This is a genomic window from Hymenobacter bucti, assembly GCF_042681145.1.
Taxonomy (GTDB): Bacteria; Bacteroidota; Bacteroidia; order Cytophagales; family Hymenobacteraceae; genus Hymenobacter; species Hymenobacter bucti.
In genome coordinates this window covers 700,171-712,878 of the sequence record NZ_JBHUFD010000005.1, presented here as the reverse complement: position 1 = coordinate 712,878, position 12,708 = coordinate 700,171, and the positions used below count along the sequence as shown (strand labels likewise).

The following is a 12,708-nucleotide window of genomic DNA, read 5'->3' as shown; positions in this document are numbered from 1 at the left end:
TACCTAACCACCAGCTATCTACTAGGTATTGCGCCAGTGATTTATTTACCAGGATGGACGCAAGCGAGCGAATAACTCCAGCCCCTGCACCTCGACCAGCAGCAACTCTAGCAAAGCCCCCGGCGCGCCGGGCCACGAAGCCACTCAACTAACTGCGGCTGGTGGAAGCGCGGCCGAATGCCCCTCTCTCAGCGATTATCCTCCATATGTTCTCTAATCCCCGCCTGCTGCTAATCTATGCTATCGTATTGCTCGACGTTATTCTGGGCTCGGCGCTGGGGCCAGTGCTGCCGCAGTTCGTGCAGGGGCTGAGCCAGCCGCAGCTTTGGCTGACGTTGGGCACCGCCCTTTTTCTAGGCATCCAACTGGTTGCGGCCCCGCTGCTGGGCACCCTATCCGACCAGGTAGGCCGGCGGCCGGTAGTGCTGGTGTCGGCGGTAGGCACGCTGGTAGCCAATCTGTTTCTGCTGCCAGTGCGCACCGTTTTGTTCTTTGTTAATCGCCTCAGCGACGGTTTCACCAACGGGCTGTACTCGCTCATGCGCTCGGCCGTGGCCGACGTGTCGGAGCCCTCGGAGGTGGTGAAGACCACGGGCTTAGTAAGCACGTTCCAGTCGCTGGGCGGTGTGCTGGGGCCGCTGGTGGCGAGTGCCGTGCTGTGGCTGGGGCCACCCAAGGGGCAGCAGACCCGGTGGGTAATCGTGGCCGTGCTGGGGCTCTCCGTACTCAATATCGGGCTGTCGTTCTTTTTTAAAGAGACGGCCAAGGAAACCAAGGCTTTCGACACTGGCCAGCTACGCCAAGAGCTAAAGCGCAGCCTGAATATTCGCCAGCTGTGGCAGCGCTTGCAGGATTTTGACCGGGCCCGCCCCGGCCTCACGCCCATCACGCTGCTCACCTTGTTGCTCACGCTCAACCAGGGGTATCTAAACTACTTCATTCCGTACGTGGGCCTAGGGCAGCTCAAGCTCGACGCCACCCAGATTTCGTATTTCTTCGCCTTTTTCGGCGGCTTGTGCGCCCTCAGCAACTTTCTGTATTTCAAGTACCTGGTTGACCGGCTCAACAAGCGCTGGGTCCTGATTGGGGCCGCTTGGATAGGCGTGGCCCTGCACCTCACTTACGCCAACGTGCACAGCTCGCTACCCCTGCTCTACATCGCGGCCGCGGCCGATGCGCTGTCTGCCTCCCTCATTGCGGGCCTGCTGAATGGTTTGCTGGCCCAGCTCTCTGATGAAAAAAGTCGGGGCGAGCTGTTTGGGCTTACGCAGGCGCTGGCCGGGCTCGCCAGCCTGGTTACCACGCTAGCCTACGGCGGCTTGTCTTTGATAGCGCTCAATGCCCCTTTTTATTGGTTTGCGGCCTGCATGGCGGCGCTGGCCATCTTGGCCATGCGCCTACGATTACCGGTTTAGAACAGCCATAGCTGCGCAGCAACCCACTTTGGTTTTCACGCATGGTGGTACCATTCGGGCGCTGGTGTGCCACTGCCTGGAAATGCCACTACGCAACGCTCTTCAGCTGCAAATGGACTACGCCTCGGTAACCAAGCTCCGCTTTAAGCACGCGCGCCGGGAGTTAGCTAAGCCTAGCCAAGGAAGTAGTTGGCCGTCGCCCAAGTGCTTGGCTATTTGCCGAATGAGTATTCAGAGCCCGGTAGATTAAATACGCTATTTGCATCTGTGAAACCTCCACATACAGAACTAGATACCCCGGTAGAGGCTCATAGTCGCGGAGCTACCTAGTTCATTCGACAAACGCTCGTAACCGGTATAACGACCTAGGAGAAGTTACCTTATCGCCGGTTTGTAGGGTTAATTTGTTCAGTAGCAACCCCGTAAGAAGCTCGCAGCTGAATTCTGTAACCTAGAGTGTGAGCTTGGACACTTCCTTTTTCCATTAGGTAGCACGTTGGGCTGGCTGCTCTATCGTATTCCGCAACTGATGCCGCACCACCGCATCCGTAAAAGAAGGCGTCGTTTGGGCGTTGTGGCGGATGTCTGCCGCTAGGCGTTTGTAGACCTGAGCCACATTTGCGACTAGCGGATTGGCGGGCAGGCCGACAGACAGTGCCGCCGGGGGGCAGTAACAGCAGCAGTTCTTGCGCGGCGCCGCGGGCCTCGCGGCTGGTTAAGAACCTGTTTTGAGTTAAATCGGAACAGTCTAAAAACGTCTGTCCTTGCGAGCGCAGCCAAGCAAGAACAGACGTTTTTGTAATAGAGTAGCGAGCAAGTTGCTAGGTTACTGTTTTACCAAGCGGCGTACCGTAGTAGCGTCGCCTTTGCGTACTTCCAACAGGTATACTCCTGCGGGCAGGTCACTAGGTAGGTCCAACTGCTTGCTCGTTGGTAAGGGTGTGAGCGGCAGCACTACGCGGCCAGTCACATCGCGCAGCATTATTTTAATAGGCCCGGTACCTGGCACAACAATCGTTAGGTTGCTGTGGAAAGGATTCGGATACACTTGCAGTTGGGCTTGGGCTTGGGCTTGGCTGGTAGTGGTGGCTAGCACTACACTGAAAACCGTGGCGCTGGTAGCCGTGCCGCCCGGCGTTGTGATGGTGAGGTAGCCGCTGACTACTCCACTGCTAGCGGGCACCACCAGCGTTAGGCTGGTGGCCGACACCACGGTAAAGGTGGGGATTAGCACACTGCCAATGCGCACCTGCGTCGCGCCGAGTAGGTTGGTGCCCGTCACCGTCACCAGCGTCCCAGTTCCGCCACTAGTGGGCGTAAAGCTGCTGATGGTGGGGGTGGGTACAGGTGCCGTCACGCCAAAAGGCAACGCGGCCGAGCTGCCTCCCCCCGGCGCCGGGTTACGCACGATTACGTCGTAGCTGCCGGCTGTTGCTACGGCGCTGGCCAGCACCTGGGCCGTGAGCTGCGTAGCTGACACGTAGGTGGTAGCCAAGGCGGCCCCATTGAACAGAACTACCGAGCCGGTACTAAAACCTGTGCCGGTCAGGGCCAGCGTAAAGTCGTTGCTGCCGGCCTCTATGGTGCTGGGCGAGAGGCTACTCAGGGCCGGAGCGGGGTTCGGTACAATAACTGTGAAGACGGCCAAACTAGTGGCAGTGCCCCCGAGGGTAGTCATGGCAATCGGTCCGCTGGTAGCGCCCGCCGGTACAGTAAGCGTGAGGCTGGTAGCGTTCGTAATGCTGTACGAACCCACGGAAGCACCATTAAGAGTGACAGTTGTGGCACCCAGTAGGTTGGTGCCCGTTACCGTTACCAGCGTGCCTACGGGGCCGCTAGCTGGGCTGAAGCTCACCAGCGTCGGAGCGGGCGTTGTTACGGTGAAGTCTGCGCTAGGCGAGCTACCGCCACCCGGTACCGGATTCGCCACAGTCACGGCATACGTGCCGGCGGTAGCCAAGGCAGTGGCCGGAATGGTGGCCGTGAGCTGTGTAGCCGATAGGAAAGTAGTTGGCAGCGGCACCCCATTGAACTGGATAGCAGAACTACTCACGTAGCCTGTGCCCGTCACCGTGAGGGCCACGGCCCCGCTACCCGCTGCCGCCGAGCTGGGACTTAGGTTGCTAATGAGCGGAGCGGGGTTTGGTAGCAGCACCGTAAAGCTGCCGGCGCTGGTGGCCGTGCCCCCTAGGGTCGTTACACCGAGCAGCCCTGAGGTAGCGGTAGCCGGTACTACGAAAGTGAGCGTAGCATCATCCACTACAGTAAAGCTGCTTACACTGCTGCCGTTCAAGGTCACGGTGCTAGTACCGGTCAGGTTAGTACCCGTCACCGTCACCGCCGTGCCTACCAGGCCGCTGGCCGGGGTGAAGCTCAGTAGCGTTGGCGCAGGTATGGCCGGGGCCGGAGCCGTAATCGTAAACGTTACCGCGGCAGATGCCCCACCTTGTGCGGGTGAGGGGTTCTCTACCACCACGCTCACCGGCCCAGCAGTAGCTACTAAGCTGGCGGGCACCTGGGCCGTAAGCTGGGTAGGCGCGCCGTACGTCGTGCTGAGCACAGTGTTCCCAAAGCTGACCACCGAGCCGTTTACAAAGCCAGTGCCCGTCACCGTGAGCGCAAAGGCCGCGCTACCCGCCACTACGCTTCCCGGCGTTAGGTTCGCAATGGTTGGCGTAGGCAGTAAAACAGTGAAAGCAGCGGCGCTGATAGCCGTGCCCCCAGGCGTAGTGACCGTAATAGCCCCCGACGTAGCCCCAACTGGCACTGTAAACGTGAGCGTCGTGGCATTTGCCACCGTAAAGCTTCCCACGCTAACGCCATTAAGTGAGACAGCTGTAGTGCCTAGTAGATTGGTGCCGGTGAGGGTGATACTGGTACCAACCAACCCACTGCCGGGAGTGAAGCTCACCAGCGTTGGGGCGGGCGTTGTAACCGTGAACGGGGCCGGAGCCGAAATTCCCCCGCCCGGGGCCGGATTAGTCACGAGCACCTCATAGGTGCCCGCCGTGCCTAGGGCGCCTGCAGGCAACGTAGCCGTTAGCTGCGTGGCCGATACGTAGGCCGTGCTCAAGCTGGTGCCAGCAAAACTTACCACCGAGCCCCCTAGGAAGCCGCTGCCCGTTAGGGTCAGGGTTAGGCTGCCGCTACCAGCTACCGCCGTGGCGGGCGTCAAGCTGGTAATTGTTGGGGTAGGATTGGGCAGAATAACCGTAAATGCGGTAGCGCTGGTAGCCATGCCGCCCGGCGTAACCACACTAATCAAACCCGAGCTGGCTCCGGCCGGCACTACAAATGATAAAGTTGTGGCGCTGGCCACGGTAACGTCGCTTACCAGCAAGCCATTCAGCATGAGCGCGGTAGCTGCGTTGAGATGGGTGCCTAGTACTGTAACGGTCGTGCCCACCAGGCCACTAGCCGGCGTAAAGCTGGTAATCGTGGGCACTGGTACGGTCACTACCAAGGGCAGCTCAGCGGTGGCTCCCCCGCCGGGGCCGGGGTTGGCCACCGCGATGCCGTAGCTACCAGCCACCGCTACCGCGCTGGCTGGCACCTCAGCCGTGAGCTGCGTCGCTGATTGATAATAAGTAGGGAGGTTTGCGCCTGCCAGCTGCACTACCGAGCTGCTTACGAAGTTGGTGCCCGTCAGCGTCAGGGTAAAGGCAGGACTGCCAGCCACGACAGAGCTAGGTGACAAGCTCGCTAGCGTGGGCAGCGGGTTGGGCAACAGCACCGTAAAGCTGCTGCTACTCGTGGCCGTGCCCCCCGGGGTCGTAATAGTGAGTAGACCTGAGGTGGCGCCAGCAGGCACCACAAACGTGAGGCTGGTAGCATCCACTACGGTGAAGCTACCGACGCTCAGGCCGTTGAGTGTCACAGTCGTTACATCGGCTAGGTTAGTACCCGTCACTGTTACCAGGGTACCCACTAGCCCGCTTGCCGGGCTGAAGCTTACGAGCGTCGGGGCAGGGGTCGTAACGGTGAATGCTACCGGAGCCGAGGTTCCGCCGCCGGGTAGCGGGTTAGTCACGAGCACGTCGTAGCTGCCAGCCCTGACTAAGGCCGTTGCGGGCAGCAGGGCCGTCAGCTGCAAAGGTGAACTATACGTTGTGGCCAGGGGGGTGCCCGCAAAACTTACTTCCGAGTCCGTAAGGAAATCACGGCCATTGATAGTTAAGGTAATGGCTCTGCTGCCAGCTACTGCCGAAGCCGGGGTCAAGCTGCTAATGCTTGGAATGGGGTTGGGCGCGATAACCGTAAAGCTGGTGCTGCTGGTAGCCGTGCCGCCGGGTGTCGTTAGGCTAATTAGGCCCGAGCTAGACCCGGCCGGCACCACAAACGACAAGGCCGCCGCGCTGACCACCGTGAAGCTGGGCACGGCAACCCCGTTTAGCGCAAGCGCGGTGGCTCCGTTGAAATTGGCGCCCAGCATCGTAACGGTCGTGCCCACCAGGCCACTAGCCGGCGTGAAGCTGGTAATGACGGGAGCCGGGATTGTTACTGTCAAGGCTAATTCGGCGGTGGTGCCCCCACCAGGGGTAGGGCTAGTAACCGCGATGCCGTAGCTGCCGGCCATTGCCACGGCGCTGGCGGGTACCGCGGCCGTGAGCTGCGTAGCCGACTGGTAGGTGGTAGCTAGGGCAGCTCCGTCGAGGGTCGCTACCGAGCCGCTGCTAAAGCCCGTACCCGTCACCGTGAGGATAAAAGCCGGGCTGCCAGCCACGACGGAGCTAGGCGACAAGCTCGCTAGCGTGGGGAGTGGGTTGGGCTGCACTACCGTGAACGGAGTAGCACTGGTGGTCGTACCGCCTGGCGTCGTCACGGTCACTAGGCCGCTGGTGGCGCTGGCAGGTACCACAAACGTGAGGGTCGTGGCATTTATCACTGTAAAATTGCTCACGCTAGCACCATTCAACGTTACCGCTGTAGCCGCTGCTAGGTTGGTACCCATCACGGTTACGGTGGTGCCCACTAGGCCGCTGCTGGGAGTAAAGCTCACCAGCGCTGGGGCCGGCGTAATGACCTGGAACGGAACGCTCGCCGAAGTCCCCCCTTGCGCTGCACTGGGGTTAGCTACCGTGACACCGTAGGTACCCACCGTGGCAACGGCTGCCGCCGGTACCTGCGCGGTGAGTTGGGTGGCCGAGCCGTAGGTAGTTGCCAGCGCTGTGGCATTAAAAGTGACTACCGAGTTCGGCAGGAATCCAGTGCCGTTTACTACCAGGCTGAAGTCGCTGCTGCCCGCCACCACTGCGTTAGGAGTCAGATTGGTGATGGTCGGAGTTGGGAGCACCACCGTGAAACTGCCCGGGCTGGTAGCCGTGCCACCGGGGGTAGTGACGGCTACCAGGCCGCTGGTGGCCCCAACCGGCACCACGAAAGTGAGCGTAGCCGCATCCACTACGGTAAAGCTGCCCACCGGCCCGCCATTAAGCAGCACGGCCGTCGCACCCGTGAGGTTAGTGCCCGTCACCGTCACGGTGGTGCCCACCAGTCCGCTGGCGGGCGTGAGGGCCATCAGTGTCGGAACGGGAATAGGTGTCGGCGTAGGTGGCGCGGGCACGGGGGTCGTGACCGTAAACGTCGCCGCGGCTGAAGTGCCCCCACCCGGTGCGGGGCTCGTGACCGTCACGCCAAACGAGCCGGCGCTCGCCACGGCGCTAGCCGGCACTTGGGCCGTAAGCTGGGTGGCCGAGGTATAGGTAGTGGCCAGCACCAGCCCGTTGAAGCGCACCACCGAGCTGTTAAGGAAGCCCGAGCCCTCAATCACTAGGTTAAATCCGCCGCTGCCCGCCTCAACCAGGCTCGGCGAAAGGCTCGTAATTACTGGCACCGCATTGGGCACGATGACTGTGAAAGTAGCGGCGCTCGTGGCCGTGCCACTGGCCGTACGCACGCTCACTGGCCCGCTGACCGCGCCGGCTGGCACCACAAACGTCAGCGTCGACGCATCAATAATGGTGAACGTAGCATTGGCCTGGGCCGCCAGCCCCACGTAGTTCACCAACTGAAAATTGGTGCCCGTTACCGTGACCGTAGTGCCCACGGGCCCGCTGGTGGGCGTAAAGTCCGCGATAGTAGGGGCCGGTAAGTATATCTCAAACCGCTGGCCCTCCGAAGCACCCCCGCCCGGCGTGGGGCTGGTGACCGTCACGTTGAAAACTGCCAGCCCGGTCAGTTCCGTGCTTGGAATACTAGCCGTCAGCTGCGTGCTCGATACAAAAGTGGTGGCCACTGGGCCCCGGAGAAAATTAATAACCGAGCCCGGTACGAACCCCGTGCCGTTCACCGTCAGGGTAAAACTACCGCTGTTGACCAGCACCCGGTTGGGGGAGATGCTGCTCAGCACCGGCACCGGGTTGAGTACCGCAAACGGGGTGGCACTGCTGGCCGTGCCGCCCGGCGTCGTAATCGTAATTGCGCCCGAGGAACTACCTGCTGGTACGCTGAACGTGAGCGTAGTAGCATTCACGACCGAGTAGGCGGGTACGGCCACGCCGTTGAGCGTCACGGCCGATGCGCCCGTTAACCCCGTGCCAGTCACCGTCACGAGGGTGCCCACGATGCCGCTGGCCGGCGAGAAGCTGGTAATAGTGGGTACCGGTGGCGGGGTAATGCCGTTCAGGCGCACGTTGACGATGGCGGATGAATTGGACGCCAGCAAATCCAGGTCGCCGTCATTGTCCACGTCGCCCAGCTGCACGTTAAAAGGGCCCGAGTTTACCGTCAGTTCAGGGTTGGTAGCGGGCGCGCTGAATCTGCCCGTGCCGTTATTGAGCCGCACGCTCACGGTAGTGCCCGCGATGCCGAGCGCATCGCCGTAGTTGGCCACCACCAGGTCGAGGTCACCATCCGCGTCCACGTCGCCCAGCTTCAGGTCGCGGGCACCCACGCCCACGGCCACATCGGTAGCGCTGCTGAAGGTGCCCGTGCCATTGTTGAGGCGCACGCTCACGGTACTTGCTTTGCCTAGATTGTTGTTGGCCGCCAGCAGGTCGAGGTCGCCATCACTGTCAACGTCGCCCAGCGCCAGCCGATAGGGGTAGGTACCCACCGCGATGTTCGGGCCATTGCTGAAGGTGGCGCTACCCCCATTAAGCAGCACATTCAGCGTTGTGCCTTCGATGCCGCTCACAATCAGGTCTAGGTCGCCATCGCCGTCGATGTCACCGGTAATGATGGTTTGGGGCGAGCCAATGGTGGCCAGGCTCGACGCCAGGCCGAAAGTCCCCGCCCCATCATTGAGGCTAATGCTCACCGAGTTGTTGAATTCATTGACTACGGCAAAGTCGATATCGCCGTCGCCGTCGAGGTCGCCCACCGCGAAGCCGTGCGGGCCGCTGCCGACGGCCACATCCTGAGTGCCTCGGAAGACGCCATTGCCGTTGTTGAGGCGCACGCTCACCGAGCCAACGCGGGTGATGCTGTTCACGGCGAGCAGGTCGAGGTTGCCGTCACCGTCCACGTCGGCTAGCGCTACTTCCGTCGGGAAAGAGCCCACCACCACGTTTTGACTGCCGCTGAAAGTACCCGAGCCGTTGTTGAGGCGCACGTTTACCGTGCCCGTCCCGAGCCCGCTGGTGGTAAGTAAGTCGAGGTCGCCGTCATTGTCTACGTCGCCTAGGGTAGGGTTGGTAGCCCCGCCGCTGGCTGTTTGCACCGTGACATTATACGTGCTGCTAAAATTGCCCGTACCCGTGCCGCCTACGGCCGCAGTAAACTGCAGCACCCGCGGCCGGGCCAGGGTATTGCCGGCCGTGCCGGCCGCCGCCGTGGTGATGGTGCTGCGCACCGTTTCGCCGGGCCAGAAGGGCAGCGTGGCGGCGGGCGTGTACGTTAGGGTGCTGCCCGCCACTACCACGGGGCTGGCCGTGGTGCGTAGTCCGCCGCGCTGGGCCGAGTACACCTTCAGCGCCGCCGCCGAGCTGCTGGCCAGCGTTTGGTTGAAGGTAATCTGCACGGGGCTCAGGCGCCCCACGCCCCGCGTATTCGCCCCCGGCGACACGGCCGTAATGGCCAGCGGCACAGTCGTGCACGCCGTGACCGTAACCGCATTCGAGCTGAAGGAATAGCCGGCTACGGTGGCCGTGGCCTGATAGGTGCCGCCCGTGGTGGCGGCCACCACGGTGGCCCCGGTGCTGCTGCCCGGTGACCAGACGTAGGTAGCGCCCGCAGCCGGGGTAGGCGTCTCGTCGAGAGTGCCATCGCTGGTCACCCGCACTATTCGCGGGTGCGCGACTCCGTTAAAGTTGGTCCAGCTTCCTACTACGACTACTTTGCCGTCGGGCTGCAAAGCCACTTCCTCGGCCCCGGTACCGGGGCCAGCGCCCGTAGGGGCAAAGGAAGTATCTAGGGTGCCGTCGGCATTGATGCGGGCTAGGCGGTTGCGCACGATGCCGTTGTAGCTGGTGAAGATGCCGCCCACCACGACGCGGCCGTCAGGCTGCAGAGCCAGGGTGTTAATGGAATTGCTAAACCCAAAACCCGTCATGGCAAACGTTCTGTCCAGCGTGCCGTTGGCAGCGAGCCGACCTAGGGTGATAGGGGCACCGCTCGCGCTCGTGAAGCCACCCCCGGCCACTATTTTGCCATCGGGCTGCCGCACCATTGCCAAAACGGTACTATTTACCACGCCATTGGTAGAGGTGAAAGTCGCATCGAGCGAGCCATCCGCATTTAGGCGAATGATGCTCCCGCGCGCCACGTTGTTCACCGTTTGCAGGTAGCCGCCAATCAGCAGCTTGCTATCGGGCTGCACAATGATGGCACTTACAGTACCCACGATGCCCGAGCCGGGCAAAACGAAGCCCGTATCGAGGGTGCCATCGGCATTGAGCCGAGCCAATGCTACCCGTAGGTTGCTGTTGTAGTTGGTGAAATTGCCCCCCACCAGGATTTTGCCATTGGGCTGCACGGTAATTTCCTGCACAAACCCGTCGAAGCCCGTGCCGCTCTGCCGGAACGTCGTATCGAGCGTGCCATCGGCATTGAGGCGGGCTAGGTAGGCTACGGCCGTACCGTTATAATTGGTGAAGTAGCCGCCCACGAGCACTTTGCCATCGGCCTGCAGAGCCATAGTGCGCACGTCGTAGTTCAGGCCCGTGCCCGTGGGGGCGAAGGTGGCGTCCAGAGTGCCGTCGGCGTTTAGGCGCAAAACACCGCCGCGGGTGACGCCATTAAAGCGGTCGAAATAGCCCGCCACGAGTATTTTGCCATCGGGCTGTACCACCGTAGCGAAGGCCGTCCCGTTGAGGCCGGTTCCGGGGGGAAGGAAGGGCTTCAAGGTGGCCGCTGCCGTAAGCGTAGGGCTGCTGCACCCACTCAGCGGCCCCGCCGGGGTAGCGCTCACGGCCACGTCCGGCCGAATGGAGGTGACAGTGAATGTAGTGGGGCTAGTGACCGCACTCGTGGGTGACACTACCTGCACCGCGCCGGTGGTAGCGCCCACGGGCACGTAGGCCGTCACGCTGTTGCTGCTAGTCACCGTCAGGCTCGTCGTAGGTACGCCGTTGAAGGTGACGCCGGTAGTACCCGCCAGGTTAGTGCCCGTGATGGTAACTACGGTGCCCGGCACGCCGCTACTGGGCGATACGCCCGCAACAACCGGCGTGGCTGTAGTCAGTATGCTGATATTTAGGAGGATGCCAATCGTGCCAGACGTGGCATTAGCCGTAATTATATCCGGCTTCGTATCGCCGTTCACATCGGCAATGGCCACGTCGGTGGGGCCGCTGGTGGCACCCGTTGAAAAGAGCGCCGAGGAGCCCGCCAGAATATCCGCGTTGCCCGCGTTGAGAAACACGGCGGCCGTATTGTTGGAGGCATTGGCCGCCACCACGTCCAGCCGGCCATCCAGGTTGACGTCACCTTCCGCCGCCGCCTTGGCGATGCTAGTCCGGCCCGAGTCGTACGAATAACCAACTCCTACTCCCGTAGCCGTACCCTGAATGATATTAAGCAAGCCGCCGATGGCGCCAATAATGTCGGAGAAGCCGTCGTTGTTGACATCGACCAGGTCGATGTCGTTGACACCGCCACTCGGGCCCCGCAGGTAAAACACGGGTGCTGCCGCAAACCCACCCCTCCCGTCATTGTGGTAGCCCAGTATCACGTTGGTATACAAGGACCCCATGAGAATGTCCAGCTTCCCGTCCCTGTTGATATCGCCTACCGTCACACTGCCCGACTCATAGCCTAGGTTGGAGTAGGTAACCGGCGCCGCAAAGCCCCCCGTGCTTTGGCCCAGCAACACGCCAACCGTGTAATTGAACAAGTTGGCGGTCACAATGTCGAGCCGCCCATCGCTGTTGACATCCCCCAGGGCCACGTTGACCGGTCGGCTGGAAGCGCCCGTTGGGTAGGTAGTGGCGGGGGCCGCGAACGTGCCCGTACCCGAATTTAGCAGTACGCCTACCGTGTTATCATAGCCGTTCGCGGTGACCAGGTCAGGCCAGCCGTCGTTGTTTATATCGCCTACCGCTAGGCCGGCCGTGCCCCCCACGCGCGCGCCGCTGGCATAGGTAGTGGCAGTAGCTGGAAATACTCCCGTACCTGAATTGAGTAGTACCCCAAGGTTATTGGTAGTTGGATTGACTACTACGAGGTCTGGTTTGCCATCGCCATTCAGGTCGCGTGCAAGAACATTGCTGGTACCTTGCCCGCCGCTCGCGTATGTAGTGGGCGTGCTAAACGTAACCTGGGCCGCGGCAGGGAGTGCAAACGTTGTTAAGGCAAATAGCAGCGAGTGAGTAAGGAAGCGTAAGCGTAGAGTCATATAATAGCTTTAGCAAGGAATTATTATACTTATTTAGGGCTTCTTGCTATATTTTACTATTTAGACAATAGGCGGTGCAAGTTAGTAGTATAATTGCTATAAGTTAGCTATTTACACTGTTTAAAATTCTGCAGCATTGCTTGCGCATCACCTAGCTTGTGGGCTAGTGATAATGCAATAAATAGCATAGTCCCTTACTGGCGAGTAGCGCATGTGCGCTGGGTATGAATAGCAGATACGCTTCAGCTTTTGGAAAAGCAGGTTTCTTTCAAAAGCTGAAGTGCTACCACCGCGCTGTAAGGCGCGCCATGCTGCCACCCCCTTGCCAACCCCCTTCCGAGTAAGCCAAAGGGTACTTGTTGAACTAGAAAGTTCTGGGCGAACAGACGCACGCTGCCTCCCGCCACAGGGAGCCGCCCTGCCGCGAACCCGTGGTGTGCCTAAAGCTCGTGCTGACGGGCCAGCTGGAAATTACTCTGAGCAGATAGGCCTGAAGCAATGCCGATTTCTGCCACAGAC

3 protein-coding genes are annotated in these 12,708 nt (G+C 61.0%); 2 read left to right on the top strand and 1 reads right to left on the bottom strand.

The features are described from left to right. The first annotated feature begins 206 nt into the window (after nt 1-206). Together ACFSDX_RS15030 and ACFSDX_RS15025 are read left to right on the top strand one after the other, a co-directional pair. Complete coding sequence (locus ACFSDX_RS15030) at nt 207-1,415, top strand: MFS transporter (protein WP_382314933.1); 1,209 nt, start codon at nt 207-209, stop codon at nt 1,413-1,415. Beyond that, nucleotides 1,339-1,665, top strand: a complete 327-nt coding sequence (locus ACFSDX_RS15025) for a histidine phosphatase family protein (RefSeq protein ID WP_382314931.1) — start codon at nt 1,339-1,341, stop codon at nt 1,663-1,665. Before ACFSDX_RS15030 ends, ACFSDX_RS15025 begins: the two co-directional genes overlap by 77 nt. Nucleotides 1,666-2,241: 576 nt before the next feature. On the opposite strand, the gene ACFSDX_RS15020 is transcribed toward ACFSDX_RS15025, so the two are convergent. Beyond that, on the bottom strand, nt 2,242-12,189 hold the full coding sequence (locus ACFSDX_RS15020) for an IPT/TIG domain-containing protein (protein WP_382314929.1): 9,948 nt from the start codon (nt 12,187-12,189) through the stop codon (nt 2,242-2,244). Nucleotides 12,190-12,708: the final 519 nt, after the last annotated feature.

What these genes read in the sequence shown, in the direction of transcription:
- ACFSDX_RS15025 (WP_382314931.1), top strand. Translation starts at nt 1,339, where the DNA reads ATGCCCCTTTTTATTGGTTTGCGGCCTGCATGGCGGCGCTGGCCATCT.
- ACFSDX_RS15030 (WP_382314933.1), top strand. Translation starts at nt 207, where the DNA reads ATGTTCTCTAATCCCCGCCTGCTGCTAATCTATGCTATCGTATTGCTC.
- ACFSDX_RS15020 (WP_382314929.1), bottom strand. Translation starts at nt 12,189, where the DNA reads ATGACTCTACGCTTACGCTTCCTTACTCACTCGCTGCTATTTGCCTTA.